This window comes from Martelella sp. FOR1707, from assembly GCF_053484265.1.
The window spans coordinates 715,018-741,556 of sequence record NZ_JBAKFP010000002.1 but is presented as its reverse complement, the minus strand read 5'-3'; the positions used below and the strand labels follow the sequence as shown (position 1 = coordinate 741,556).

The window sequence follows — 26,539 nt, the reverse complement described above, 5'->3', positions numbered from 1 at the left end:
AAAGGGTCTTGGAATAATCGATGGTGTCTTTTGTATCGCTCATGGGTTCGCGGCCTTCTGGCGGCGCGTATCGCGCGCATGTATCGGAGAAAATTGAGACGGTCGGGGCGCGTCAAGCGCCGAAATCCCGGACCTTCCGGCGCTCAAATCTCAAGCCGCGCGGAAAGCCGGGCCAATAATTCGTATGGTGCGAAACCGGTACCCAGTCATCATGCGCCGTCTTTACTGATTTTTCGCGGGGATGAAAAGAGCCATGCGCGAGAAACTGCCAGAGGCGCAATCATCAGAATGCGATCTTCGCGTCGAGCTCCGAAAACGGCTTCACGCCGGAAAGCAGCGCCCGCGCCTGATCGGCATCGCGATGCATCTGGGCGACGAGGGCTTCGAGGCCGTCGAATTTCAGTTCGTCGCGCAACCGGCCGAACAGCGAGACCGCGCCCTCCTCGCCATAGAGATCGCCCTTGAAGTCGAAGATATAGGTTTCCAGCAGAGGGCGGCCGTCCTCCACCACGGTCGGGCGGCGGCCGAAGCTTGCGACGCCGTCATGCAGCGTGCCGCAGGGGCGGCGGTAGCGCACGGCATAGATGCCGGGGCGCAGCTTGGCGTCTGGATCGAACGCCATGTTGGCGGTCGGGAAGCCCAGCGTGCGGCCGAGCTTCTCGCCGTGGATCACCTCGCCCGTTACCGTATAGCGATAGCCGAGCAGACCGGACGCCTGAACCACCTCGCCGCGCGTCAGGAGATCGCGGATTCGGCTTGACGAGACGACATCGGCGCCCTCGTCGCGAAACGCATCCATCAGCGTGACGCCGAAGCCGTGGCGCTTGCCGGCGGCCATCAGATAGGCAGGCCCGCCCTCGCGGTTGCGGCCGAAATGGAAATCGAAGCCGGTCACCACCTCGCTTGCCGCAAGCCAGTCGATCAACACCGTGGTGACGAATTCCTCCGGCGAGCGCTGGGAAAAGGTGCGATCGAAGGGGTATTCGATGACGGCGTGATAGCCCATCGCCTCCAGCAGCCGCGCCTTCATCGGCGCCGGCGTCAGCCGGAACACCGGGTTTTGCGGATTGAATACCGAGCGCGGATGCGGCTCGAAGGTCAGCACCAGCGCCGGGACGCCGCGCTCCTCGGCAATGGCGAGCGCGCGGTTGAGCACGCTTTGATGGCCGCGATGGACGCCGTCGAAATTGCCGATCGCGACCACCCCGCCCTTCAGCCCGTCAGGCAGCGGCTCACGAAATTCATTGCGATGGAATACGGTCATGCTGTGCGTCCGGCGCTTTCTCAGGCGAGTTTCGTCATCCAGTATTTCGGATGCGCGCCGTGTTGCGTCAAGAACCGATCGAGCGACGCTTCGTCAACGATCCCGTTTTCGGCATAGTCGGCCTCGTGAATGCCCTCGGCGACGAACAAGAGGTCGAGACCGTAATCGATCGCGCCGCGCACATCCGTCGGCATGCCGTCGCCGATGGCGAGAACGCGGGCGGGATCGACATCACCGCGCAGTTCCGCGGCCTTGGCCAGCGCCGCGTCATAGATCGGCTTGTGCGGCTTGCCGGCGATGCGGGTCTTGCCGCCGAGTTCGCTGTAAAGCGCGGCAAGCGCGCCGGCGCAGGGCACGAGCCGGTTGCCGCGCGAGACCACGAGATCGGGATTGGCGCAGATCAGCGGCAGGTCGCGCGCCGCAAAACGCGTCAGCAGGTCGCGATAGTCTTCCGGCGTTTCGGTTTCGTCGTCCTTGAAGCCGCTGCACAGAATGCCCTCGGCGTCGGCCTCGTTGACGTTCTCGACCCCGGTATCGCCGTAAAGGTCGGCGTCGCGCTCCGGCCCCAGATAATAGAGCTTGCGCGGGCCTTCGGCGACCAGCGTCCGGGTGACGTCGCCAGAGGTCACGATGGCGTCGAAGCTTTCATCCGTCACGCCGAGCGCTGCAAGCTGATCCTTGACCGACGGTCCAAGCCGGGGCGAATTGGTCAGCAGGATCACCGTCTTGCCGGCACGCCGCGCCTCGGCCAGCGCCGCCTTTGGCGTATCGAAGGAGGCCACGCCATTGTGGAGAACGCCCCAGACATCGCAGAGCATGACATCGTAATCGGCATGAAGCTGACGGAGAGCGTCGATCGGTTTCGGCATGGATTTTCCTTGTTACGTGGGAGGCGCGGACAAATGGTCACAACAGCGTGCCGATGGCAAGCCCCGCAAGCGCCGCGCCGGCAAGAAGCGGCAGAATGCCGACCCTGAATTTGAGCAGCGCGACAATCCCCGTAACGGCGATGGCGAGCGAGGCCGGATCGAGGCTTGTCCCGTCCGGCCATATCAGGCTCGCGCGCATGAACGGCGGCAGCGAAAACAGCGCGATCCGGTCGACCGAACTGAACAGGACATTCAGCGCGAACCAGAGCGAGAGATTGGCGATCACCCCGACGATCGCCGCGCCGATGCCGGCGAGCGCCCCGGAAAGCGCGGCGTTGCGGCGCAGGTCCTCGACATAGGGCGCACCGGCGAAGATGAACAGGAAGCTCGGCACGAAGATCGCCCAGGCGGTCAGCGCCGCGCCAAGAATGCCGGAGACGAGCGGCCCGGCAAAGGTCGGTGCGCCGTGCGCGGCGAGAAAGCCGACGAAGCAGAGCACCAGCACCAGCGGCCCCGGCGTCGTCTCGGCAAGCGCCAGCCCGTCCATCATCTCCGCCGGCGTCAGCCAGTGGTAGGTGGCGACCGCTTCCTGCGCCACATAGGTCAGCACCGCATAGGCCCCGCCGAAGGAAAACAGCGCGATCTTGACGAAGAAGCCGAAAATGTCGGTCAGCGTCTGAAACCCGCCGAACGGCGCCAGCACGAAAAGCGGCAGCAGCCAGATGACCGTCCAGATGAGCAGCGTCACGACGGTGGAGACGCCGCGCCGGCGCCAATCCCGCTTCACCGGGATATCAGGCTCGGCCGCCACCGGCCGCCGCATGAACACATAGCCGACGAGCCCGGCGACCAGCACCACGACAGGGAAGGCCACGCCGAAGACAAACAGCGCCAGGAAGGCCGCGATCGCGAGCCCCACCGAGACCGGCCCCTTCAGCGAACGCCCCGCCATGCGCCACAGCGCCTGCACGACGATGGCGAGCACTGCCGCCTTCAGCCCCATGAAGATCGCTTCCAGCCATCCGGCGTCGCCGAGCGTCGCATAGAGCGCCGCGAGCGCGACAATCAGGAGGAAGCCCGGCAGCACGAACAACAGGCCGGCGGCAATGCCGCCGCGCACCCCATGGAGCATCCAGCCGACATAGGTCGCCAGTTGCTGGGCCTCGGGACCGGGCAGGAGCATGCAGTAATTGAGGGCGTGAAGATAGCGCTCGGGCGGAAGCCAGCGCTTTTCGTCGACGATGATCCGGTGCATCAGCGCGATCTGACCGGCCGGCCCGCCGAAGGACAGAAGGCCGATGCGGGCGAACACGCTGACAAGCTCGCCGAAGTCCAGCTTTTTATCCTCTCTCGCAGCAACCGTCACAATGTCCTCGCAATCCGGGTAGAAATGAATCCGCGTCGATATCAAGGGCCGGGGTTACGATCACGGCATAAAACCTGTATGAAGCCCGGCAATACGAGGCATAAAAAAGTTCCGGCGGCGCTCAAAAAAACTTGAAGCCGTTTCTTGACACCGCTTCACCCCCTCCTTAAATCACCGCCATTAGCACTCTCCAGATGAGAGTGCTAACACTGATCCATGCGACCGCGAAAACGGTCGCGAATGTCATTCGATCGAGGGTATAGACAATGGCAAGCATTTCTTTCCGCCCCCTGCACGACCGCGTCGTTGTACGCCGCGTGGAGTCTGAAGAAAAGACCAAGGGTGGCATCATCATCCCCGATACCGCCAAGGAAAAGCCGCAGGAAGGCGAAATCGTCGCTGTCGGCAACGGCGCCCGTGACGACAGCGGCAATGTTGTCGCGCTCGACGTCAAGGTCGGCGACCGCGTTCTGTTCGGCAAGTGGTCGGGCACCGAAGTCAAGCTCGACGGCGAAGACCTTCTGATCATGAAGGAAGCCGACATCATGGGCATCGTCGCTTAATCAAGCGCCTTCCCACGATCCACCTTTCCAACCAGCCGGGCATACGCCCATAAGGTTTTGATAAACCAGGAGTTTTCAAATGGCTGCTAAAGAAATCAAATTCGGCCGCTCTGCGCGCGAAAAGATGATGCACGGCGTTGACGTGCTCGCTGACGCCGTGAAGGTCACGCTTGGCCCCAAGGGCCGCAACGTTGTTATCGAAAAGTCCTTCGGCGCGCCGCGCATCACAAAGGACGGCGTTTCGGTCGCCAAGGAAATCGAACTGGACGACAAGTTCGAGAACATGGGCGCCCAGATGGTCCGCGAAGTCGCTTCGAAGACCAACGACATCGCCGGTGACGGCACCACGACGGCAACCGTTCTCGCTTCCTCGATCATCCGCGAAGGCAACAAGGCCGTTGCCGCCGGCATGAACCCGATGGACCTGAAGCGCGGTATTGACCTCGCCGTCAACGAAGTCGTGAAGGATCTCCAGGCCAAGGCCAAGAAGATCAACACCTCGGAAGAAGTTGCCCAGGTCGGCACCATTTCCGCCAATGGCGAAAAGCAGATCGGCGAAGACATTGCCGCCGCCATGCAGAAGGTCGGCAATGAAGGCGTGATCACGGTTGAAGAAGCCAAGACCGCCGAAACCGAACTCGAAGTCGTTGAAGGCATGCAGTTCGACCGCGGCTACCTGTCGCCCTACTTCGTGACCAACTCCGAGAAGATGGTCGCCGAACTGGAAGACGCCTACATCCTGCTGCACGAAAAGAAGCTCTCCAACCTTCAGGCTCTCCTGCCGGTTCTGGAAGCCGTCGTTCAGTCCAACAAGCCGCTCCTGATCATTGCTGAAGACGTTGAAGGCGAAGCGCTTGCGACCCTCGTCGTCAACAAGCTGCGCGGCGGCCTGAAGATTGCTGCCGTCAAGGCGCCTGGCTTCGGCGATCGCCGCAAGGCAATGCTCGAAGACCTCGCCATCCTGACGGGCGGCACGGTCATCTCCGAAGATCTCGGCATCAAGCTCGAAAATGTTACCCTCGACATGCTCGGCACTGCCAAGAAGGTCTCGATCACCAAGGAAAACACCACGGTTGTCGACGGCGCCGGCCAGAAGGCCGACATCGAAGCCCGCGTTGCCCAGATCAAGGCCCAGATCGAGGAAACCACCTCCGACTACGACCGCGAAAAGCTGCAGGAACGTCTTGCCAAGCTCGCTGGCGGCGTTGCCGTGATCCGCGTTGGCGGCTCCACGGAAGTCGAAGTGAAGGAAAAGAAGGACCGCATCGACGACGCTCTGAACGCGACGCGCGCTGCTGTTCAGGAAGGCATCGTCCCCGGTGGCGGCGTAGCCCTGCTGCGTTCCTCCACCAAGATCGCCTCCAAGGGTGAAAACGACGACCAGGAAGCCGGCATCAACATCGTTCGCCGTGCGCTCCAGTCGCTGGTTCGCCAGATCGCCACCAACGCAGGCGACGAAGCCTCGATCGTTGTCGGCAAGATCCTCGACAAGAACGACGACAACTTCGGCTACAACGCCCAGACCGGCGAATATGGCGACATGATCGCCATGGGTATCGTCGACCCGGTCAAGGTCGTCCGCACCGCTCTGCAGAACGCTGCTTCGGTTGCCTCGCTTCTGATCACCACGGAAGCCATGGTTGCCGACCTTCCGAAGAAGGAAGGCGCCGGCGGCGGCATGCCCGACATGGGCGGCATGGGCGGAATGGGTGGCATGGGCGGCATGATGTAATCAGGCGATAAGCCTGATTACAGAATAGCACGCCCATCACCTAAAGTGGTTTGGCGCGGCAAGCGCGCCAAACTGGCGGCATGATGTAATAAGGCGATAAGCCTGATTACGGAATGACGTCCGGTCCCATCCGGAATCAGAAAGGCGGCGCTTCGGCGTCGCCTTTTTGTGTTCTATCTGCAACAGGCCCGGTCGGTTCTCGATTCCCTTCGGGTCGAAGGCTTCTTCTGCGCGAGGAGGATGGTATTTGCTTTTCATCAACTCCGCTCGCACAGATGAAAAGACCCCGATGAAGCTCCTCCCCTGCACAGCCCTTACCGCCCTCCTTTCCGCTTCCGCTGCCGGTGCCGCGGATATCTCCATGCCCGCCGCCGCACCGCCTTCGCCGGCCGTTGTTGACTGGACGGGCTTCTATTTCGGTGCGGAAGGCGGATATGGCTGGCTGGCCGGGGAAATACCGGAAACCGTCTTTACCGCCGGCAAGACCGAGGCGGCCTCCGGCGGCACGGCGGGCGTTTTCGTCGGTTACGACCACCAGTTCGACAATCGGATGGTGATCGGCATCGAAGGCGCATACGCCTATAACTGGAACGACAACGACTATGTCGTCTCCTCCCCGCTCCCGATCCTGAACGGCCAGAGCGTGACCTTCGGCACCGAGTGGCGCGCAAGCGTCGAAGGCCGGCTCGGCTATGCCTGGGGCAAGGCGCTCGTCTATGCCACAGGCGGCTACGCCGCGACCCGGCTCGAAGGCAGCTTTTCGCTCACCGGTCAGGACTACGATGATGTGTTGAACGGCTGGACCGCCGGCCTCGGCATGGATTACGCCTTCACCGATAATCTCTTCGGCCGCCTGAAGGTGCGCTACAGCGATTACGGCAACACCGATCTCGTGACCAAAGCAACCGGCCTGCCGGGTCTTGGTGATACGAAACTGTCTCAGGCCAGCATCACCGCCGGCATCGGCTTCAAGTTCTGATTGCGTAAAACGCAAAAAAGGGCGGTGATCCGCCCTTTTTCCCAGGTCTCAGTGTCCTGAGCCGCCTCAAGCGGCCTCGGCGCTGGCGTTGACGGATTTTTCGGCCAGCTTCGAGAGTTCGAGGTCGGCCTTGGATTCCTGCTCGAAAGTCTCCTCGAGAAGCTTGACCACATCCTTCTTGCCAAGCTGGCGGGCCCAGGCGAGCAGCGTGCCATAGCGGGCCATCTCGTAATGTTCGACAGCCTGAGCGGACGAGATCAGGCCGGCGTCGAGCGCAGGCGCGCCCTTGAATTCCTCGATGATTTCCTCGCCTTCGGCGATGATGCCCTGAATCGCTTCGCAGGTCTTGCCGCGGGCCGGCTTGCCAAGGATTTCGAACACCTGCTGCAGGCGTTCCACCTGACCCTCGGTTTCCTCCTTGTGGTTGCGGAAGGCTTCCGCCAGGTCTTCCGAACTTGCCGCGCGGGCCATTTTCGGCAGCGCCTTCAGGATCTGGCGTTCGGCGAAATAGATGTCTTTCAGCGTATCAAGAAACAGGTCGTCGAGCGTTTTCTGCTTGGTCATGGATTTCTCCTCGGTTGGCATCCGTGTTTGGGATGTCCATGAAACGTGCCGTTTGCCGAAGCGGTTCCATGCTGAATGCAGAACCAATGAAAAGGGCGCGGCGAAGGCCGCGCCCGAGATCAATTGTCAGGGGAACAAGGATCAGACGGCGGGCGGCACCATGAAGCCCTTCACGCTCGCCGGCCGATCGGAGCAGCGCTCGACCCATTCGGAAACGCACGGGAAATCCGAGAGTTTCAGCGCTTCCTGCGCTTCATAATGGACGGACAGGCCGCGCACCCAGGGGAAGATCGCGATATCGGCGATGCTGTAATCGGAAGGTTCTTCGCCCATGATGAACTTGCGATCGCGCAGCCGCCCTTCCAAAACGCCGAGAAGCCTGCGCGATTCATTGGTATAGCGCTGCACCGGATAGGGATTGTTCGCCACCTTGTCGGCGGCAAACTTGTAGAAGTGGCCGAACTGGCCGAACATCGGGCCGATGCCGCCCATCTGGAACATCACCCACTGGATTACTTCGTAGCGCCCCACCGGATCGTTGGGCATCAGGCGACCGGTCTTTTCGGCGAGGTAGAGCAGGATCGCGCCCGATTCGAACAGACCGATCGGCTTTCCTTCCGGGCCTTCCGGGTCGATGATGGCGGGGATCTTGTTGTTGGGATTGAGCGACAGAAACTCCGGCGTCATCTGATCGTCCGTATCGAACGACACGCGATGCGCCTCATAGGGCAATTCCATCTCTTCCAGCGCGATCGAGACCTTCACGCCGTTGGGCGTCGGCAGGGAATAGAGCTGGATGACATCCGGGTTCTCGGCCGGCCAGCGTTGCGTAATGGGAAATTCCGACAGGCGAGACATGGACGCTCCTGCAATATGATTGATTGAAAGTAATGGCGAGATGTGAAGTTGATTGTCATTTCGCAAGACCTCTCATGTCATTTTTATGGCAAAAACGTGTTCTCTCATCGAAAAAGATGACGTTTTTTAAAAATCGTCACTTGTTTGTGCGGTTGCAGCAAATTTTCGCGAGCGCTGAGAAGGCGGCATCGCAAAAGTTCACGATGCGCACAGTTTTGCGCCTCTGTTGAACAAAGATCGCACTATGAACTTTTCGTCTGGCTGTCCCCGCCCGCTGCCTTTAAAAACGCCTCGATGGAAGGAGATCCAGCACATGGACAAGACAGCGACGTCCCTGAAGGACACTGTCGCCGATATCTTCGACGGCGCGACCGTGATGATCGGCGGCTTCGGCGGTTCCGGCTCGCCGATCGAACTGATCCACGCCCTGATCGACCAGGGCGCGCGCGACCTGACCGTGATCAACAACAATGCCGGCAACGGCCATATCGGCCTGGCCGCGCTGATCGAGCAGGATCGCGTCTCAAAAATCATCTGCTCGTTTCCGCGCTCGTCCAATGCGACGGTGTTCAATGAACGCTATCTCGCGGGCAAGATCGAGCTGGAGATCGTGCCGCAAGGCACACTTGCCGAGCGTATCCGCGCCGGCGGCGCCGGCATTCCGGCCTTCTACACGCCCACCAGCTACGGCACCGAGCTTGCCGAGGGCAAGCCGGTCGAGGAATTCGAGGGCCGGCATTATGTGCGCGAGCGGTGGCTGAAGGCCGACTTCGCGCTGATCAAGGCCGAGTGCGCCGACCCTCATGGCAACCTGACCTATCGCATGGCCGCCCGCAACTTCTCGCCGCTGATGGCGATGGCGGCGGCGAAGACGATCGTGCAGGCCTCCCATGTGGTGCCGCTCGGCGGCATCGACCCGGAGCACGTCATCACCCCCGGCATCTTCGTCGATACCGTGGTCGAGGTTCCGCACCCGGTTCAGGAGGAAGTCCTGATGCGCGAGGAGGCGCGTTACCCATGAACGACTTTTCCGACATCAAGCTCTCCAACGCCCAGATCGCCTGGCGCGCCGCGCAGGACATCGAGGACGGCGCCTATGTCAATCTCGGCATCGGCTTTCCCGAAATGGTCGCCAGATACCAGCCGGAAGGCAAGCAGGCGATCTTCCATACCGAAAACGGCGTGCTGGATTTCGGCGGCGCCCCGCCCGAAGGCGAGGAGGACTGGGATCTGGTCAATGCCGGCAAGAAGGCAATCACGCTGAAGCCGGGCACATCCTTCTTCCACCATGCCGACAGCTTCGCCATGGTGCGCGGCGGCCATCTCGACGTCGCCATTCTGGGCGCATACGAGGTTGCAGAAAATGGCGACCTCGCCAACTGGTCGACAGGCAAGGGCGGCGTGCCCGCCGTCGGCGGCGCGATGGATCTGGTCCACGGGGCCGGCCGCGTTGCGGTGCTGACAGAACACACCACCAAGAAGGGCCAGCCCAAGCTGGTCGAACGCTGCTCTCTGCCGCTGACGGGCGTTGGCTGCGTGACCCGCGTCTACACATCGCTCGCCGTGGTCGATATCGCCGGCGGCCGCTTCATCCTGCGGGAAAAGCTGCCGGGGCTGTCGGTTGAAGAGCTGCAATCGGTCACCGGCGGCACGCTTCATATCGAGGGCGATGTGAAGGACCTGAAGGCACCGGAGGTTTGATCATGAAGGACGTTTATATCTGCGACTATATCCGCACCCCGATCGGCCGCTATGGCGGCGCGCTCTCTTCAGTGCGCACCGACGATCTGGCCGCGATCCCGCTCAAGGCGCTGATGGCGCGCAATGAAGGCGTCAACTGGGAAGCCATCGACGACGTGATCTATGGCTGCGCCAACCAGGCGGGCGAGGATAACCGCAATGTTGCCCGCATGGCGCTGCTGCTCGCCGGCCTGCCCGATGGCGTTTCCGGCACCACGATGAACCGGCTGTGCGGCTCGGGCATGGATGCGGTGATCACCGCAGCCCGCGCGATCAAGGCCGGCGAAGCGGAGCTGATGGTGGCTGGCGGCGTCGAATCGATGTCACGCGCGCCCTTCGTCATGGGCAAGGCCGAAACCGCCTTCAGCCGCTCGGCCGAAATCTACGACACCACCATCGGCTGGCGTTTCGTCAATCCGCTGATGAAGGCGCAGTACGGCGTCGACTCGATGCCGGAGACCGGCGAGAACGTCGCCGAGGATTTCACGGTCAGCCGCGAGGACCAGGACAGGTTCGCGCTCGCTTCCCAGCAGAAGGCCGGCAAAGCAATCGCCTCCGGCCGGCTGGCGCGGGAGATCACCCCGGTCTCGATCCCGCGCCGCAAGGGCGATCCGGTGGTTGTCGATACCGACGAGCACCCCCGCCCCGACACCACGCTGGAAGCGCTGGCGAAGCTCAAAACCCCGTTCCGCGAAAATGGCACGGTCACCGCCGGCAACGCCTCCGGCGTCAATGATGGCGCGGCGGCCCTGATCGTGGCAAGCGCGGAAGCAGCGAAGAAGCACGGCCTGACTCCGATCGCCCGCGTGCTCGGCGGCGCGACGGCTGGCGTTGCGCCCCGGATCATGGGCTTCGGCCCGGCCATCGCCTCGAAGAAGTTGTTAGCCCGCCTCGGCCTTTCGACGGATGACCTCGCCGTGATCGAGCTCAACGAGGCCTTCGCCTCGCAGGGCCTTGCCACGCTGCGCGACCTGAAGATCGCCGATGACGACCCGCGCGTGAACCCGAATGGCGGCGCGATTGCGCTCGGCCATCCCCTCGGCATGTCGGGCGCGCGCATCACCGGCACGGCGATGCTTGATCTCAAGCCCGGCGAGAAATCGCTGTCGACCATGTGCATCGGCGTCGGTCAGGGCATCGCGATCGCGCTGGAGCGTGTCTGACGACAGATGGGCGGCGCACGGACGCCGCCCTGCCGCCATTGCAGACCGGCGGCACTTGTGCACAATGTGACCATTGTTCACGATGAGACCACTGATGCTCAAGTCGACGGATCATATCGCCTCCTTCGCCAAGGGACTGCGCGTCATCACCTGCTTCGGCGCGTCGACGCCCAGGCTGTCGATCGCCGAGGTTGCAGCGGCGACCGGTTATGACCGCGCCACCGCGCGGCGCTGCCTGCTGACGCTCCATGCCGAGGGCTATGCCAGCTATGACGGCAAGTATTTCGCGCTGACCCCGCAGGCCCTGCGCCTCGGCATGAGCGCGCTTAACGCGCTACCGCTGCCGCAACGGGTCCAGCCCTGGCTCGACCAGCTTTCGGAGCAGATCGGCCAGTCCTGCTCGGTGGCGATCCTCGATGAAACCGAGATCGTCTACATCGCCCGCGCCGCCCAGCGCCGGGTGATGTCGATCGGGCTGATGCCGGGTTCGCGCCTTCCCGCCCATGCCACATCCATGGGCCGGGTGCTGCTGGCCTCGCTTCCCGAAGCGGAGGCCCGCGCCCTGATCGCGCGCGCCGACCTCACCCCGCGCACGCCCAAAAGCCTGACCGATCCGGATGATATCATGGCAAGCGTCAGAGCGGTGCATCGCAACGGCTACTGCCTGATCGACGAGGAGGTGGAGACCGGCCTGCGCGCCATCGCCGTGCCTGTCCTCGACGGACGCGGGCGCACAGTGGCAGCACTCAACACCGGCATGGCGGTGACCCGTGTGCCCGCCGAAAGCCTGATCGAAACTTACCTGCCCGCCCTTTTGAAAGTGCAGCAGAACTTGAAGCGAATCGTATAAAGCCTCTCACCAACTCGCGAGCATCTGGCCGGGCTTGGTGCGCGTCAGGCGCGGCTGGGCTCTTTCCGGTTCCATGTCCGGCATCATTTCCGCCTGGCTGATATTGTCGAGCGAGGCGATGATGTGGTTGGAGAGCGCCGTTGTGAGCGAGGCCGGCGCGCCCGGCCTCTTCATCAAGCCGATCTGAACCGGCTCCAGCGTGGGGAAGCCATCCGCCGGCGTCAACACCCGCATGCCGTTCCTCACCGCCGATTCCGGCAGCACCGAAACCGCCATGCCGGCCAGAACCGCCGAAGCCAGCACGGTTGCCGACCAGCTTGTGAACAGGATGCGGTACTCGCGCCCCACCCCATCCAGCGCCTTGACCGCCAGATCGCGCCAGCAGCAATCGCGGCGTCCGACGGCGAGCGGCACCGGCCGGTCCACCGGCAGGGGATGGTTGGCCGAGGCCACCCAGCATAGCGCCTCAGTGCGCACCACCTCCGACTGGCGGGTGCGCGCATTATGCGTCACCAGCGCCAGATCCAGCTCGCCCTGCTTCAGCCGTTCGGCGAGATCGACAGAATCCTCGCAGACGATATAGAGCTCGACATTGGGATGGCTTCTGGCGAACCGGTTGATGATGTCCGGCATGTAGCGGTCGGCGTAATCATCCGGCGTGCCGATCCTGAGCGAGCCCTGAAGCCGGTTCTCGTCAAAGGCGGTGATTGCCTCGTTGTTGAGACGGATGATCCGGCGGGCGTAGTTCAGAAGCTTGTCGCCCTCGTCCGTCAGCTTTACCCCGCGGCCGTCCTTGGTGAAGAGCTGCTTGCCGATCCGTTCCTCCAGACGACGCATCTGCATAGAGACGGCCGATTGCGTCTTGAAGACGTGTTCGGCCGCCCGCGTGAACGAACCGTAATCCACGATCGCGACGAAGGTCTGGAGTTGATCGATATCGAGTGGCGCTACCATATTCACACCCATCAAGTTCTATGATGAGTGATATTAGAAACATTCGTTGGACTGATCAATAAGAAATCGTCACTTTGTAACACGACGAAGCGAGCAGCGGCTCAGCGCCACCGGCAAGAAACGGGTGGCTGTCTGGGGGAGAATAGCGTTTGTTCGCTTTGAAAGGAAGCCATGCGGCTTCCGCCCGCAAGCCGCGCGAAGCCCAAGAGCTTAAGCGCACACCAAGGAGGCGACAATGTCGTTGATTGAAAGGACATCCGCAAGTCGGATCGGCATCATGCACTCACTCTGGTCTGGCATCAGCGCCTTTGCTGGCGCTGCGCGTCGCTTTGCGAAAAACCGACTGGCCGTAAACCGTATGGCCGAGATGGACGATGCGCTGCTGAAGGATATCGGGCTATCACGCCACGAAATCAATCGCGCCCACATGGCGCCGCTCTCAGAAGACCCGATGGCCGAGCTGCGCAAGGCAGCCGCCAGTCGCGCCGCGCGCATGTATGTGTGAACGCATTCCGGCCACCTTCTAGGGCCACAAGATCACGCTCCGCTGCGTTGGCGGCGGGGCCCTGCCGCCCCTGACGGCGGCAATCCGGATTGGCGTTATTTGAAGGCCGTATGTCCCAACCACGGCCTGAAAAGACGTCATTTTCCCCGCAGGGTGGTTCAGCCTTCACTCTGCATTTTGCCCGGAAGCACCTGTGTTTCCGGGCTTTTTTGTGCGCTTTTGCCTCAATCAGGTTGCCAGAGTTCGATCGGATTGCCTTCCGGATCATGGATCCGCGCGAAGCGGCCGACGCCCGGCATGTCCCAATCGGGATTTGTGACGACCTCGATGCCGGCAGCGGCAAGGCGCGCCAAAAGCGCATCCAGATCATCCACCCGGAAGTTGAGCATGAAATCCCGGTCTTCGGGAAAGTAGTCGCTGGTCGCCGGAAACGGCGCAAAGACCAAGGGACCGGCAGCGGTTTGCCAGGGGCCGCCGCTCCCGGCGCCTACGCCCAGATGTTCGGCGTACCAAGCGCCGAGCATCTCCGGGTCATGCGCGCGAAAGAAAAAACCGCCAATGCCGGTAACGCCCATTCGAACCTCCAGATCGCGTCCTCAGAATACCGGGGCGCGCGGAAGCCGTCCATGCCCGAAAAATCAGTACTGGAATTCCTCGAACAGCGGATCGACGGAGCCTTTCCAGCGACCGTGGTAGAGCGACAGCAGGTCCTCGGCGAAGGTCGTTTTCTTGGCGATGATCTCGTCGAGCGGGTTGAGGAACACGCTTTCGTCCTGACCATCGCCATTAAGGTTGCCGCGCGACTTCAGGCCGGCGCGGGCGATATTGACGACATCGCGGGCGACATCCACCAGCGGACGCCCGCCGATTTCGGCCCTCAGCGCCAGGCGCGGCACGTCATCGCGCAGACGGTGGATGTCCTCCACCTTCCACTCGGCCGTCAATTGCTCGGCGGCATCCATCGCGCCGTGATCATAGAGCAGACCGACCCAGAAGGACGGCAGCGCGCAGATGCGCCGCCATGTGCCGCCGTCGGCGCCGCGCATTTCCAGGAAGCGCTTCAGCCGCACATCCGGAAACAGCGTCGAGATATGGTTGGTCCAGTCGCCCATTGTGGGCTGCCATTCATCGATCTCGCCCTTCAGCGCGCCATCCATGAACTGGCGGAAGGTGATATTGGTGCAATCGCGGTAGCGACCGTCGCGGATGATGAAATACATCGGCACATCAAGCGCCCAGTCGACATAGCGCTCGAAGGTGAAGTCGTCGCGGAAGGCGAAATCGAGCAGGCCGGCGCGATTGTTGTCGGTATCGCGCCAGATATCGCCGCGCCATGACAGCAGGCCGTTGGGCTTGCCCTCGGTGAACGGCGACGAGGCGAACAGCGCAGTGGAAAGCGGCTGCAGCTTCTGCGACAGCGCCATCTTGCGGCGCATGTCGGCCTCGGAGGAGAAGTCGACATTCACCTGGATGGTGCAGGTGCGATACATCATATCGAGACCCTGGCTGCCGACCTTGGGCATGTAGCGGGTCATGATCTCGTAGCGCGATTTCGGCATGCGCGGGGTTTCCGCGCGCGTCCATTTCGGACTGCCGCCAATGCCGAGAAAGCCGATGCCCATCGGTTCGGCGACGCCGCGCAGCACGGCCAGATGCCGGTTCGATTCGCGACAGGTCTCATGCAGGGTTTTCAAAGCAGCGCCGGAAAGCTCGAACTGGCCGCCCGGCTCGAGCGAGATCGCGCCCATGCCATGGGGCTCGGCAAGGCCGATGATGTTGTCGCCATCCATGATGGCGTCCCAACCGAGCTTGTCCTTCATGCCCTTCAGGATCGCCGAGATCGAGCGCTCGCCCTCATAGGGAACGGGGGCGTTGCTGCCCTTGAAGAACGGAAATTTCTCATGCTCCGTGCCGATCCGGAAATCGGACTCAGGCTTGCACCCGGCTTCCAGATAGGCGACCAGTTCCGCCTTGCCGGTAATCGGCGTCCCGTCGGATGTGTCACGGGCCATGCAAGCTTCCTCGTTCTCAACACAAACAGATAGAGCGGTTTCGCATTTCAGTGAATGGAGCAACCGCCTTCGTCGTCAGGGCCTGAGCCCGCGCAATCCGCTCTTGAACCGGATCGCCGGGGCAATCAAGTCAATTTCTTTGATTGATGATGAAACGCGCGAAAACCCTATCGGGTCCGCGACCGAACCGGCATCAGCGCCAGTCGCCGATCGTCGCCTGGATAACGGCGAGCGCGGCCACCGCAGCGGTATCCGCCCGCAGGATTCGCGGCCCGAGCGGAATCGCCGTGACGAAGGACAGGCCACGCAAAAGTGATCGCTCCTCGTCCGAAAACCCGCCTTCCGGCCCGACGATCAGCGCCAGCCGCGCGGCCTCCACCGTTTCTAGCGCCGCAAGCGGGTTCTGGGTTTCCGCCCCCTCGTCGCAGAAGATCAGTTGCCGGCCGGGCTCCCAGTTCTCGAGAATCTCTTCAAGCCTGGCGGGCTCGCGCAGTTCCGGCACGCTCAGCACGCCGCATTGCTCGGCCGCCTCTATGATGTTGGCGGCAAGGCGCTCGGATTTGGCCGCCTTGCCCTGCACATGGCGGGTCATCACCGGCTGGATGATGCCGGCGCCCATTTCGACAGCCTTCTGCACCATGTAATCCATGCGTCCGGTCTTGAGCGGCGCGAACAGGTAATGGAGATCGGAGGGCGCGGGTTGCGGACGGGTCTGCTCGACGGCCGAAAGCGTGATCTTCTTGCGCGTAGGGAAGGTAAGCCGCATCAGCCACTCGCCATCCCTGCCGTTGAAGGCGAGCAGTTCCATACCTTCCGTGGCGCGCAGGACATGGGCGAGATAATGAAACTGATTCTTGTCAGCTTCGATCTCGGCATCGGGCCCGAGATCGGCTTCGACAAACAGGCGTTGCAGGCGGTAATTTGCGCGCATGGGGCAGGCTCGCATGAAGGGGACGCACGCCGTGACGATGCGTTGATAAACTGGCTAGCGCAGTTTTTGCACAGTCAGGGGAATGAGTGCAACTAGCCGCCCAGACGACCGGCGAAATCGATCAGCAGCGATTTCAACTCGCTCTCGTCGACCATTTCGGCCGCCTCTTCGGGGCTTGCCCATTTGCGCACGCGTTCATCGCGCTCCGGAAACCGGGCCTTCGCCTTGCGCACCCGCAGCGGAAAAATCTCGACGATGCAGGTGACGGATGTGCCATCGTCGAGGCGCTTGAGATAACGGAAATTGCCGACCGGCTTGTCGGAAACCTTGCCCTTGATGCCGGCTTCCTCGAAAGCCTCCTGCTCGGCCACCTCGTGCGGCGCCTTGTTGGCCATCGGCCAGCCCTTCGGCGTCACCCAGCGACCGGTGTCGCGGCTGGTGATCAGCAGAACCTCGATGGTCTTCTTTTTCTTGGTTTTGGCCAGCCGGTAGCACAGCGCCGCATATTGCTGGCGGGCTTCATCGATTTCATCTGCCAAGTTTTCACTTGATGGCATGACGTTCCTTCCGGCGAATCGGGACCAATACGATCGGGATCGTGTGCTTTAACACACGATTGCAGACCGTTTCTGACGGATGCGTGAAGCTTTTGTGAATTTTGATTGCACACGCGCGCAACAAAGAGAATCGTCCTCCGCGTGACTTCTGTCAAGTCCGATATCCCTCTCCGGAACTTTAGCGCCGCCGCCGCCGTTGACATGTCGAAATGCCGGATCGGCCAATATTGAGAGGACACATCATGCTTGAATGGATTCTGATACTGTTGATCATCGCGGCTGTCGCAAGCCTGCTGGGTTTTCGCGGCGTTGCGGGCCTTTCCGCAGGCATCGCCCGGATTCTGATCTTCATCGTACTCGTGGTCATTCTGATCTCGCTGATCACCGGCGTGTTGATCATCGCCTGACCGAGTGTCACAGCACGGCCTTGTCCCAATAGGGGGACGGGCCGTAGAGCCCGGCCATGAAGTCGATGAACAACCGCACCTTCGCCGGCAGGAAATTCCTGGAGGCATAGACCGCGAAAAGCCCGACATTGTCCGGGCTTTTATACTCCGGCAGCACATGGACGAGTTCGCCCGCCGCCAGTTCCGGCCCGATATCCCAGGTCGACCTCAGCGCGATGCCCATGCCGGCGAGCACCGCCTCGCGGATAACCTCGCTGGAATTCGTCACCAGCCGCCCGACCGGACGGAACGATACCGGCCCCTCAGGACCTTCAAGACGCCAGTATTCGCCATTATGCGCCGGCAGGCAGACGTGATCTTCCAGCGCTTCCAGGCTTTGGGGGGCGCCGAAGCGCTCGACATACTGGCGCGAGGCGCAAAGCACGCGACGAACCGGGGCGAGCTTGCGGGCAACCAGCGTGGAATCCGAAAGCTCGCCGATCCGCACCGCAAGGTCAAAGCCGTCCGCGACGATGTCAACGAAGGCATCGCTGAGAATGAGCTCGATTTCCAGCCCCTCATGGGCATTCATGAAGGTCGCCAGATGCGGCGCGATATGCATCCGCCCGAACGAAGTCGGCGCCGAAATCCTGAGCCGGCCCCGAACCGCCGACGTATGGCCTTCGACGAAGGCCTCGGCCTCCTCGATCCCGGCCAGCACGGGCAGCAGGCGCTCGTAGAAGCCGCGTCCGGTCTCCGTCAGGGTGATCATCCGCGTCGTGCGCTGCAACAGGCGCACCCCGAGTTGGTCTTCCAGGCGGCGAATGCTTTTCGACACCACGGCCGGCGAGAGCCTCAGCGCCCTGCCCGCATCGCTCATGCTACCGGTCGCGGCCACCTCCGCGAACACTTCCAGATCCTGCAGATTTTTCATAATCACCGCGATTGTTGCCTTTGCGGAACAAGTATTAGCATTTGTCTCGCAGTCAGGCCAATGTTAGAGAATGAGTTGCAGCCGTGATGCTGCGATTATCCCGTTTTGTGCGGCGTCCGGAAGCCAAGCCCGGACACGATCTGGAGGTCCGCTTTGACAGGCACAATCGCGTTTCGCGAACCCGATGCCGGCATTCTGGCGCGGCGCGAGACCATCATCGAGGAATTGAAGGCGCTTCTGCCTGAAAACGCGCTGGTGCATGAGGCGCGCGAGCTGGTGCCGTTCGAGACCGATGCGTTTCTCGCCTATCATCGCATTCCGCTGGCGGTCTGCCTGCCGGAGACGACCGAGGATGTCGCCAAGGTTCTGCGCTACTGCCATGACAACGGCATTCCCGTGGTGCCGCGCGGGGCCGGAACCTCGCTTTCCGGCGGCGCGATCGGCCAGGAGGATGCCGTAATCCTCGGCCTGTCGCGGATGAACAATATCCTCGACATCGACCTGCCGAACCGCGCCGCCGTGGTGCAGGCCGGCGTCACCAATATCGCGATCTCGGAGGCCGTCGCGCCGGAAGGCTTTTTCTACGCGCCCGACCCGAGTTCCCAGCTTGCCTGCACGATCGGCGGCAATATCGGCATGAATTCCGGCGGCGCGCATTGCCTGAAATACGGCGTCACCACCAATAACCTGCTCGGCGTCAAGCTCGTGCTGGTCGACGGCACGGTCATCGAGCTCGGCGGCAAGATGCTGGATTCGGGCGGTCTCGACCTGCTGGCGCTGGTCTGCGGATCGGAGGGCCAGCTCGGCATCATCACCGAGGCGACCGTCCGGCTGCTGGCAAAGCCCGAAGGCGCGCGGCCGGTCCTGTTCGGCTTTCCCTCCTCCGAAAGCGCCGGCGCCTGCGTGACAGACATCATCGCCGCCGGCATCATCCCGGTCGCCATCGAATTCATGGACAAGCCGGCGATCGAAATCTGCGAGGCCTTCGCCCATGCCGGCTATCCGCTCGATGCCGCCGCCCTTCTGATCATCGAGGTCGAGGGTTCCGAGGAAGAAATGGAGGCGATGCTTGCCCGCATCGTGGCGATCGCCGAGACCCATGGCGTCATGGCCGTGCGCCGCAGCCAGTCGGCCACCGAGGCGGCGCTGATCTGGAAGGGCCGGAAATCCGCCTTCGGCGCGACCGGGCGGATCGCCGACTATATCTGCATGGACGGCACCGTGCCGCTCAGCCAGCTTTCCTACGTGCTGCAGAAGACCGGCGAGATCACCGACCGCTACGGCCTGCGCGTCGCCAACGTGTTTCACGCCGGCGACGGCAACATGCACCCGTTGATCCTCTACAATATCAACGATCCGGAGGACGCTCAGCGCGCCGAGGAGGCAGGCGCCGAAATCCTGAAGCTCTGCGTGGAGGCCGGCGGTTGCCTCACCGGCGAACACGGCGTCGGCATCGAGAAGCGCGACCTGATGCGCCACCAGTATGGCGACGTGGACCTGCGCCAGCAGATGGCCGTGCGCGCCGCCTTCGATCCCGAATGGTCGCTGAACCCCTCCAAGGTGTTTCCGCTGGAGGGCCGCGATGACTGAGTTTCTAGCGCCAGAAAGCGAGGCCGAAGCGGCCGCGATCATCGCCCGCCATCACGACAGCGGCGCGCCGCTGCGCCTGTGCGGCGGCGATACCCGGTCCGGCTTCGGCAATCCCGTTGCGGCGGACGTTACGCTGAGTTCCCGCGCACTTTCCGGCATCGTGGCCTACGAACCCTCCGAAATGGTGATGACTGCGAAGGCCGGCACGCCGGTTGCCGAAATCGAGGCGGCGCTTGCCGAAAACGGCCAGTTCCTGGCCTTCGAGCCGATGGATCATCGCGGCATCATGGGCAGCCAGGGCGCGCCCACGATCGGCGGCGTGTTCGCGGCCAATGTCTCGGGCCCGCGCCGGTTCGCGCTGGCAGGGGCTGCCCGCGACCACCTTCTCGGCGCTCGCTTCATCAATGGCCGCGGCGAGGCGATCCGCGCGGGCGGACGGGTGATGAAGAATGTCACCGGTCTCGATCTCGCGCGGCTGATCGCCGGTTCGCACGGCACGCTCGGTTTTCTGACCGAGGTAACCTTCAAGGTTCTCCCCGCGCCCAAATCCGCCGCCACGCTGATTGTCTCCGACCTTACCGAAGAGGACGCGGTTAAGCTGATGGCCGCGGCGATGGCGCTGCCGCTCGAAGTCTCGGGCGCCAGCCACCTGCCCTATAGCGTGAGGTCCGCATTTCTGAACGACGGGATCGCAGGCGACAGCGCCACCTGTCTGCGGCTCGAAGGCCTGCCGGATTCGGTGTCGGCCCGCCTCGACAAGCTTGCCGCCTATGCCGAGCCCTTCGGCCCCCTCACCCGGATCGGCACTGAAGACACGCAAACCCTGTGGCGCGAAATCCGCGATGTCGCGCCCTATCAGGACCGCTCGCTCCGACCGCTCTGGCGCGTCAGCGTCACGCCATCCGAGGCGGCGGCGCTGGTCGGCGCGATGCGGCTGGAGGCGGCGGTGGACGCCTTCTACGACTGGCAGGGCGGACTGGTGTGGATGCGGATGGATGGGGCGCCGGAAGCGGATATTCTGCGCGCGCTGCTGAAGAAGCACGGCGGCGGACATGCCACGCTGGTGCGCGCCGACCCGACAGCGCGCGCGCTGACGCCCGCCTTCGAGCCGCAGCCGGCGGCCATCGCGGCGCTTGAGGCCCGCATCCGCGCTAAACTCGACCCCAGGGGCATTTTCAATCCCGGCAAGATGGTAAGACAGGAGATGGCAGCATGAGCGACCCGCAATATGACGCGCCCAAGCGCTTCGGCGACGGCTGGATGGACCCGACCAAGAACAACGTCATTCTCATCTACATTCTTTATCTTGTCGGCTGCGTGATTTTCGTCGCCGGCGTGATCGGCCTGATTGCGGCCTATCTGAACCGCGACAAGGCGGAAGACTGGCTCAAGACGCATTACACCTGGGCGATCCGCACATTCTGGATCGCGCTGCTGTTTTCGGCGATTTCGTTTGTGCTGACCTTTGTGCTGATCGGCATGCTCGGTTTTGTGGCCACCGGCATCTGGGTGATCGTGCGCGTGGTCGTCGGTCTGCAGAAGGTGAACCGCAACGAGCCGATCGCGAACCCGCAAAGCTGGCTTGTCTGATCCATGCATACAAGTTTTTCAGCCGAACAGCTTGCCGACCCGAAGGTCGCCGAAGCCGAATCGATCCTGCGCAAATGTGTGCATTGCGGCTTCTGCACCGCCACCTGTCCAACCTACGTCACCCTTGGCAACGAACTCGATAGTCCGCGCGGGCGGATCTACCTGATCAAGGACATGCTGGAGAACGACCGGCCGGCGGACAGGGAAACGGTCACCCATATCGATCGCTGTCTCTCCTGTCTTTCGTGTGTCACCACCTGCCCCTCAGGTGTCGATTACATGCATCTGGTCGACCATGCGCGGGTGCATATCGAGAAGACCTACAAACGCCCGCCGCTCAACCGGTTCACCCGCGCGGTGCTGGCCGCAGTGCTGCCCTATCCGAGACGGTTCCGGGCGGCATTGCACCTCGCGCGCTTCGGCCGCCCCTTCGCCGGGCTCTTCTCCGGGCGCGAGGCGCTGAAGCCGTTCGAGGCGATGCTGAAGCTGGCCCCCAAGCGACTGCCGCGTCCCTCCGCGATCTCCGAACCCGCCTCGCACAAGCCCGAGAGCGAAAAGCGAGGCCGTGTGGCGCTTTTGACGGGCTGCGCCCAATCGGTGCTCGATCCCGCCATCAACGAGGCGACCGTCCGACTGTTGACCCGGCTCGGCATCGAGGTGGTGGTGCCGAAGGGTGAAGGCTGTTGCGGCGCGCTGGTCCATCATATGGGCCGCGAGGAGCAGGCGCTTTCCGAGGCCCGGCGCAATGTCGATGTCTGGACGCGCGAGATCGAGGCCGGCGGGTTGGACGCCGTGATCATCACCGCGTCGGGCTGCGGCACCACGATCAAGGATTACGGCCATATGCTGGCGCAGGACCCAGCCTATGCCGAAAAGGCCGCCCGCGTCTCGGCGCTCGCGAAGGATATCACCGAATATCTGGCAGGGCTCGCGCTCGACGACCAGCCGCGAAAGGGCGTCACCGTCGTCTATCACTCGGCCTGTTCCATGCAGCACGGCCAGCAGATCAAGGCCGCGCCGAAACTGCTGCTGGAGGCCGCCGGCTTTGCCGTCAGGGAACCGGCCGAAGGGCATCTGTGCTGCGGTTCTGCGGGCACCTACAACATCATGCAGCCGGAGATTTCGGCCAGGCTGAAGACCCGCAAGGTGAAGAATATCGAGGCGCTGAGGCCGGATATCATCGCGACCGGCAATATCGGCTGCATCACCCAGATCGCCAGCGGCACAAAGACGCCGATCCTGCACACCGTCGAACTGCTCGACTGGGCCTATGGCGGGCCGAAGCCGGCGAAGCTCGCCGGCTGATCCTTTCGAGGCGTCAAAGCCGCGCCAGCCGCTCCGTCAGCAGCGCGAAGAAGCCGTCGGCATCGGCCTTTCCGATGACCAGCGCATTGGGCTTGCGGTCGGTAACGCGCCACCAGTCGATGACGGTCGCGCCCAAGGTCAGCGGCGACTGCGTCTCGATCTCGACATTGCAGTGCCGTCCGGAGAAAAGCTCTGGGCGGATGAGATAGGCCGTCACCGCCGGATCATGCAGCGGCCCGCCATCGGAGCCGTATTTCTCGACATCGAAGCGCTCGTAGAAGCGCAGCATCTCCGCCATCGCCTTCGCGGCCGGACGCCCGATCGCCTCGATCCGGTCGACGCGCTCCTTCAGGCAGAGCAGCTGATGGGTGACGTCGAGCGGCATCATCACGATCGGTATGCCCGAGCGGAACACGATATCGGCGGCTTCGGGGTCGACATAGATGTTGAATTCGGCGGACGGCGTGATGTTGCCGCCCTCGAAATAGCCGCCGCCCATCATCACGATTTCCTGGACGCGGTCCACGATATCCGGCGCCTTCTCAAACGCCGTCGCAACATTGGTAAGCGCGCCGAGCGTGCAGAGCGTAACCGACTTTTCGGGCTCTGCGCGCAGCGTCTCGATGATGAAATCGACAGCATGCTGCTTCTGGAGCGGCATTGTCGGCTCGGCAAGCGCCGTGCCGTCCAGCCCCGTCGAGCCGTGCACGTGCTCCGCCGTGACCAACGGACGGCGCATCGGCTTGTCGCAGCCGGCGAAGACCCTGATATCCGGGCGCCCGGAAAGCTCGCAGACGATGCGGGCATTGCGCTCGGTTCTGGCGAGCGGCACATTGCCGGCCACGGCCGTGATACCGAGCACCTCCATCTCCTCGGGGCTTGCGAGCGCCAGCATGATGGCAGCCGCGTCGTCCTGGCCGGGATCGGTATCGATTATGATTTTCCGTGGGCTCATTATATAAATCCGAATTGAACAGGCAGGCGCTGTGAATGGACACTCGTTCGCGGATTGTCAAGGCGAACCGCGCTTGGCAAACTGCAAGGCAAAAGACGGAAACGACCATGCCCAGAATTGACCTCAGATTCGACCCGCGGCTCATCGACCGACAGGACAGCCTGAAAGGCGCATCCGGCTACCCGCCCTTCGATGTCGCCTGGTTTCCCGGCGGCGCGGAACCCGGCTTTCTGCGCCTGACGCTCGCCGTTGCCGGCTTTGCCGCAAGCGAGCTCGATGTGGTGATCGAGGGCTCGGTGCTGATCGTCAGCGGCAAGGCGGAGGAACGCGACGAGGGCGAATACCTGTTTCGCGGCATCGCCGGTCGCCAGTTCCGCCGCCAGTTCGCGCTTGCCGATGGCATGGAGGTGATCCGCGCAGGCCTGGAGCGCGGATTATTGTCGATCGACCTCGCGCAACATCCTCAGGAGGTACGAAAAATTAAGATTTCCGTTTCACAATAGGCTTGGAAAAACAACGGGCTTCCGACCTTTGCGGACGGTCTGCCTGAATGTCTCAAGTCTTTTGCAGGAAATCGCTTCATGAAAATCCCGGGTGCGGAACAATCCCTCGAAAGTCTCGCAGAATTCGGCACGGGGCATCTCGGCTATTTCCGCGAATTCGAGCGGACCGAAGCGCTGCGCCATTTCCCGGACGCGGCCAACCTCAAGACCGCGGACAAGCTCTGGGCCCTTTTCAGCGCGGATGGCGCGCTGCTGCTTCTGACCGAAAACCGGACCAGCGTGTTCTTCAAGGCAATGGAAGACGACCTGAAGACGGTCACGCTGCACTGAAGCGCCCCGCATTCAACCTTCGGGCTTTCCTCAACGCCGTATGAACGTCAGATAGGCGCTGCCGCGCCCTTCCCGCTTCGCCTTGTCCTCGTAACGCGTTCCCGGCCAGTTGTCGTAGGGCGTCAGCCAGTCGGCAGCCCCGCGCGCCTGCCACTCGAAGCCGCCATGCTTTCGGCAATGCAGCAGCGTCCAGTTGATGTAGCTGTCGATATCCGATGCAAAGCAGAACATCGCGCCCGGCTTCAGCACCCGGTGGAACCGCTCAAGGTTCCGCTGCGAGACGAAGCGGCGCTTCCAGTGCTTCTTTTTCGGCCACGGGTCCGGGTAGAGCAGATCGATCTGGTCGATCGAGGCATCGGGCAGCCAGTCCAGAATATCGACGGCGTCGTCATCATAGAGCCTGAGATTGCCCGGCGTGCGCTCCTCGACACGGCCAAGCAGCTTTGCCATGGAATTGACGAAGGGCTCGACGCCGATGAAGCCGGTTGCCGGGTTTTCCTCGACGCGGTGGAACAGATGCTCGCCGCCGCCGAAGCCGATCTCGAGCCGCACCCGCTCCACCGGCGACGCGAAAGCGTCGCGGAGATCGGCGGGTGCCGGCGTGCCGGGATCGATCGCGAGCGTGGGCAACAGCTCGGCGAGGTTGCGCGCCTGCCGCTCACGCAGAGGTTTGCCCTTGCGGCGGCCGAAAAACGCCCGCCCGGTTGAATTCTGATTGTCGCCGGTCACCTTACGCAATCAGCCTTTCAGAGCCAGTTTCAGCGGCTTCACCAGATCGAGCCGTTCCCAGGAGAACGAACCGTCGCGCCCGGCCTTGCGGCCGAAATGGCCGTAAGCAGCGGTCTTGGCGTAGATCGGCTTGTTGAGGTCGAGATGGCGGCGAATGCCGGAGGGCGACAGGTCCATCACGGCGCGGATCGCCTTCTCCACCTCTTCCTCGGTTACCTTGCCGGTTCCGTGCAGGTCGACATAGACGGCCAGTGGCTGGGCGACGCCGATCGCGTAGGCAAGCTGGATGGTGCATTTCTCGGCGAGATTGGCCGCGACCACGTTCTTGGCCAGATAGCGCGCGGCATAGGCCGCCGAGCGATCGACCTTGGTGGTGTCCTTGCCCGAAAACGCGCCGCCGCCATGGGGGGCCGCACCGCCATAGGTATCGACGATGATCTTGCGGCCGGTAAGCCCGGCATCGCCGTCCGGCCCGCCAATGACGAACTTGCCGGTCGGGTTGATGTACCATACGCAATCATCGGCGATCGGCAGTTCGCCGAGCGCTTCGCGGATATAGGGCTCGACCACGCTGCGAACCTTCTGCGAATCCCAGCTTTCGTCGAAATGCTGGGTCGAAAGCACGATCGATGTCACGGCGGCCGGCTTACCGTCCTTGTAATGCACGGTGACCTGGCTCTTGGCGTCGGGCCCGAGCTTTGCCACCTCGCCCTCGCCGCCCTTGCGCGCTTCCGACAGGGTCTGGAGGATACGGTGGGCGTAGTAGATCGGCGCCGGCATCAGTTCCGGGGTTTCGCGGCAGGCGAAGCCGAACATGATGCCCTGGTCGCCGGCGCCTTCGTCGCCCTGCCGGTCGGCGGCGCTGTCGACGCCCTGGGCGATGTGGGCGGACTGGGCGTGCAGCAGCACATCGATGCGTGCGGTCTTCCAGTGGAAGCCGTCCTGCTCGTAGCCGATATTGCGGATGGCGCGGCGCGCGGCAGACTTGAACCGCGAGGGATTGACGATCTCCTTGCCGTTCTTGTCCAGTTTCATCAGGCTCGGCGGCAGGCGGACCTCGCCGGCGATGACGACGCGGTTCGTGGTGGCCAGTGTTTCGCAGGCGACGCGCACCGACCAGGGATCGACGCCGGTCTTCACGGCCTCGCGATAGACGAGGTCGACAATTTCATCGGAAATTCTGTCGCAGACCTTGTCCGGATGGCCTTCTGAAACGGATTCGGAAGTGAAAAGATAGTTGGCGCGCATCGGGATTCCCCACATAGAAATTGGCCCGATTTTGATAAACGCTTCGCGTGGCTATGACAAGC

At 62.8% G+C, this 26,539-nt stretch carries 30 protein-coding genes; 15 read left to right on the top strand and 15 right to left on the bottom strand.

What is annotated here, in order from left to right:
• Positions 1–283: 283 nt before the first annotated feature.
• The 3 genes from V6765_RS07480 to chrA are packed head-to-tail and all read right to left on the bottom strand — an operon-like array spanning position 284 to position 3,499.
• Positions 284–1,264: a bifunctional riboflavin kinase/FAD synthetase gene (locus V6765_RS07480; RefSeq protein ID WP_448427484.1), complete on the bottom strand. Its 981-nt coding sequence runs from the start codon at positions 1,262–1,264 to the stop codon at positions 284–286.
• A 20-nt stretch (positions 1,265–1,284) separates the two neighbouring features.
• Positions 1,285–2,133 (bottom strand): TIGR01459 family HAD-type hydrolase, encoded by an 849-nt coding sequence (locus tag V6765_RS07475; RefSeq protein ID WP_448427483.1) that lies wholly within the window; start codon positions 2,131–2,133, stop codon positions 1,285–1,287.
• Positions 2,134–2,170: 37 nt separating this feature from the next.
• Positions 2,171–3,499: a chromate efflux transporter gene (gene chrA, locus V6765_RS07470; RefSeq protein ID WP_448427482.1), complete on the bottom strand. Its 1,329-nt coding sequence runs from the start codon at positions 3,497–3,499 to the stop codon at positions 2,171–2,173.
• A gap of 266 nt (positions 3,500–3,765) precedes the next feature.
• Between chrA and groES the strand changes: the two genes are divergently transcribed.
• Together groES and groL are read left to right on the top strand one after the other, a co-directional pair.
• Positions 3,766–4,062, top strand: a complete 297-nt coding sequence (gene groES, locus V6765_RS07465) for a co-chaperone GroES (RefSeq protein ID WP_018065505.1) — start codon at positions 3,766–3,768, stop codon at positions 4,060–4,062.
• Positions 4,063–4,141: 79 nt separating this feature from the next.
• Positions 4,142–5,794 (top strand): chaperonin GroEL, encoded by a 1,653-nt coding sequence (groL, locus tag V6765_RS07460; RefSeq protein ID WP_448427481.1) that lies wholly within the window; start codon positions 4,142–4,144, stop codon positions 5,792–5,794.
• 36 nt (positions 5,795–5,830) lie between these two features.
• Here groL and V6765_RS07455 read toward each other — a convergent pair whose 3' ends face one another.
• Positions 5,831–6,052, bottom strand: coding sequence for a hypothetical protein (locus V6765_RS07455; protein ID WP_448427480.1), 222 nt, complete (start codon positions 6,050–6,052; stop codon positions 5,831–5,833).
• Between the two features lie 31 nt (positions 6,053–6,083).
• Between V6765_RS07455 and V6765_RS07450 the strand changes: the two genes are divergently transcribed.
• Positions 6,084–6,773, top strand: coding sequence for an outer membrane protein (locus tag V6765_RS07450; RefSeq protein WP_448427479.1), 690 nt, complete (start codon positions 6,084–6,086; stop codon positions 6,771–6,773).
• Positions 6,774–6,839: 66 nt separating this feature from the next.
• Here the strand turns inward: V6765_RS07450 and V6765_RS07445 are convergent, their stop codons facing one another.
• Both V6765_RS07445 and V6765_RS07440 read right to left on the bottom strand, forming a co-directional pair.
• Positions 6,840–7,337, bottom strand: a complete 498-nt coding sequence (locus V6765_RS07445; RefSeq protein ID WP_018065509.1) for a YciE/YciF ferroxidase family protein — start codon at positions 7,335–7,337, stop codon at positions 6,840–6,842.
• A 141-nt stretch (positions 7,338–7,478) separates the two neighbouring features.
• Positions 7,479–8,195 carry a glutathione S-transferase N-terminal domain-containing protein gene (locus V6765_RS07440; protein ID WP_448427478.1) on the bottom strand — a complete coding sequence of 239 codons (717 nt, stop codon included), beginning with the start codon at positions 8,193–8,195 and terminating at the stop codon, positions 7,479–7,481.
• A 313-nt stretch (positions 8,196–8,508) separates the two neighbouring features.
• On the opposite strand from V6765_RS07440, the gene V6765_RS07435 reads away from it, so the two are divergent.
• The 4 genes from V6765_RS07435 (at position 8,509) to V6765_RS07420 (ending at position 11,948) form a co-directional block, all read left to right on the top strand.
• Complete coding sequence (locus tag V6765_RS07435) at positions 8,509–9,216, top strand: 3-oxoacid CoA-transferase subunit A (RefSeq protein ID WP_448427477.1); 708 nt, start codon at positions 8,509–8,511, stop codon at positions 9,214–9,216.
• A complete protein-coding gene (locus tag V6765_RS07430; RefSeq protein WP_448427476.1) occupies positions 9,213–9,896 on the top strand; it encodes a 3-oxoacid CoA-transferase subunit B in 684 nt (227 codons plus the stop codon). Before V6765_RS07435 ends, V6765_RS07430 begins: the two co-directional genes overlap by 4 nt.
• A 2-nt stretch (positions 9,897–9,898) precedes the next feature.
• Positions 9,899–11,098 (top strand): 3-oxoadipyl-CoA thiolase, encoded by a 1,200-nt coding sequence (gene pcaF / locus V6765_RS07425; protein WP_448427475.1) that lies wholly within the window; start codon positions 9,899–9,901, stop codon positions 11,096–11,098.
• Between the two features lie 94 nt (positions 11,099–11,192).
• On the top strand, positions 11,193–11,948 hold the full coding sequence (locus tag V6765_RS07420) for an IclR family transcriptional regulator domain-containing protein (RefSeq protein ID WP_448427474.1): 756 nt from the start codon (positions 11,193–11,195) through the stop codon (positions 11,946–11,948).
• Between the two features lie 6 nt (positions 11,949–11,954).
• Here the strand turns inward: V6765_RS07420 and V6765_RS07415 are convergent, their stop codons facing one another.
• Complete coding sequence (locus V6765_RS07415; protein ID WP_448427473.1) at positions 11,955–12,902, bottom strand: LysR substrate-binding domain-containing protein; 948 nt, start codon at positions 12,900–12,902, stop codon at positions 11,955–11,957.
• Positions 12,903–13,137: 235 nt separating this feature from the next.
• On the opposite strand from V6765_RS07415, the gene V6765_RS07410 reads away from it, so the two are divergent.
• Positions 13,138–13,407 (top strand): DUF1127 domain-containing protein, encoded by a 270-nt coding sequence (locus V6765_RS07410; protein WP_448427472.1) that lies wholly within the window; start codon positions 13,138–13,140, stop codon positions 13,405–13,407.
• 224 nt (positions 13,408–13,631) lie between these two features.
• Here the strand turns inward: V6765_RS07410 and V6765_RS07405 are convergent, their stop codons facing one another.
• The 4 genes from V6765_RS07405 to V6765_RS07390 all read right to left on the bottom strand — a co-directional run bounded on the left by V6765_RS07405 (position 13,632) and on the right by V6765_RS07390 (position 16,889).
• Positions 13,632–13,982 carry a VOC family protein gene (locus V6765_RS07405; protein WP_230720654.1) on the bottom strand — a complete coding sequence of 117 codons (351 nt, stop codon included), beginning with the start codon at positions 13,980–13,982 and terminating at the stop codon, positions 13,632–13,634.
• Between the two features lie 63 nt (positions 13,983–14,045).
• Positions 14,046–15,419 carry a glutamate--cysteine ligase gene (locus tag V6765_RS07400; protein WP_448427471.1) on the bottom strand — a complete coding sequence of 458 codons (1,374 nt, stop codon included), beginning with the start codon at positions 15,417–15,419 and terminating at the stop codon, positions 14,046–14,048.
• A gap of 193 nt (positions 15,420–15,612) precedes the next feature.
• Positions 15,613–16,350, bottom strand: a complete 738-nt coding sequence (locus tag V6765_RS07395; protein ID WP_448427470.1) for a 16S rRNA (uracil(1498)-N(3))-methyltransferase — start codon at positions 16,348–16,350, stop codon at positions 15,613–15,615.
• A 92-nt stretch (positions 16,351–16,442) separates the two neighbouring features.
• On the bottom strand, positions 16,443–16,889 hold the full coding sequence (locus V6765_RS07390; protein ID WP_448427469.1) for an NUDIX hydrolase: 447 nt from the start codon (positions 16,887–16,889) through the stop codon (positions 16,443–16,445).
• Positions 16,890–17,149: 260 nt separating this feature from the next.
• Here V6765_RS07390 and V6765_RS07385 point away from each other — a divergent pair, with 260 nt between their 5' ends.
• Positions 17,150–17,314: a DUF1328 family protein gene (locus tag V6765_RS07385; protein ID WP_018065521.1), complete on the top strand. Its 165-nt coding sequence runs from the start codon at positions 17,150–17,152 to the stop codon at positions 17,312–17,314.
• Between the two features lie 7 nt (positions 17,315–17,321).
• On the opposite strand, the gene V6765_RS07380 is transcribed toward V6765_RS07385, so the two are convergent.
• Complete coding sequence (locus V6765_RS07380) at positions 17,322–18,227, bottom strand: LysR family transcriptional regulator (RefSeq protein WP_448427468.1); 906 nt, start codon at positions 18,225–18,227, stop codon at positions 17,322–17,324.
• A gap of 153 nt (positions 18,228–18,380) precedes the next feature.
• Here V6765_RS07380 and V6765_RS07375 point away from each other — a divergent pair, with 153 nt between their 5' ends.
• Genes V6765_RS07375 through glcF form a run of 4 tightly spaced genes read left to right on the top strand, consistent with a single transcriptional unit; the run spans position 18,381 to position 22,712 of the window.
• On the top strand, positions 18,381–19,817 hold the full coding sequence (locus V6765_RS07375; RefSeq protein ID WP_448427467.1) for an FAD-linked oxidase C-terminal domain-containing protein: 1,437 nt from the start codon (positions 18,381–18,383) through the stop codon (positions 19,815–19,817).
• Positions 19,810–21,033, top strand: coding sequence for a glycolate oxidase subunit GlcE (glcE, locus tag V6765_RS07370; RefSeq protein ID WP_448427466.1), 1,224 nt, complete (start codon positions 19,810–19,812; stop codon positions 21,031–21,033). Before V6765_RS07375 ends, glcE begins: the two co-directional genes overlap by 8 nt.
• Positions 21,030–21,407, top strand: coding sequence for a DUF4870 family protein (locus V6765_RS07365; protein WP_448427465.1), 378 nt, complete (start codon positions 21,030–21,032; stop codon positions 21,405–21,407). The genes glcE and V6765_RS07365 overlap by 4 nt, the downstream gene beginning before the upstream one ends.
• Positions 21,408–21,410: 3 nt before the next feature.
• Entirely contained in the window at positions 21,411–22,712 is a 1,302-nt protein-coding gene (gene glcF, locus V6765_RS07360; RefSeq protein WP_448427464.1) for a glycolate oxidase subunit GlcF, read from the top strand.
• Between the two features lie 13 nt (positions 22,713–22,725).
• Here the strand turns inward: glcF and V6765_RS07355 are convergent, their stop codons facing one another.
• Positions 22,726–23,670 (bottom strand): nucleoside hydrolase, encoded by a 945-nt coding sequence (locus V6765_RS07355; RefSeq protein WP_448427591.1) that lies wholly within the window; start codon positions 23,668–23,670, stop codon positions 22,726–22,728.
• A gap of 104 nt (positions 23,671–23,774) precedes the next feature.
• On the opposite strand from V6765_RS07355, the gene V6765_RS07350 reads away from it, so the two are divergent.
• The gene (locus V6765_RS07350; protein ID WP_448427463.1) at positions 23,775–24,170 is read left to right on the top strand and encodes an Hsp20 family protein; all 396 of its coding nucleotides are present in this window, start codon (positions 23,775–23,777) and stop codon (positions 24,168–24,170) included.
• Between the two features lie 78 nt (positions 24,171–24,248).
• On the top strand, positions 24,249–24,500 hold the full coding sequence (locus V6765_RS07345) for a BQ00720 family protein (protein ID WP_230720645.1): 252 nt from the start codon (positions 24,249–24,251) through the stop codon (positions 24,498–24,500).
• Between the two features lie 30 nt (positions 24,501–24,530).
• On the opposite strand, the gene trmB is transcribed toward V6765_RS07345, so the two are convergent.
• Both trmB and metK read right to left on the bottom strand, forming a co-directional pair.
• Positions 24,531–25,238, bottom strand: a complete 708-nt coding sequence (gene trmB / locus V6765_RS07340) for a tRNA (guanine(46)-N(7))-methyltransferase TrmB (RefSeq protein ID WP_448427462.1) — start codon at positions 25,236–25,238, stop codon at positions 24,531–24,533.
• Positions 25,239–26,477: a methionine adenosyltransferase gene (gene metK / locus V6765_RS07335; protein WP_448427461.1), complete on the bottom strand. Its 1,239-nt coding sequence runs from the start codon at positions 26,475–26,477 to the stop codon at positions 25,239–25,241.
• Positions 26,478–26,539: the final 62 nt, after the last annotated feature.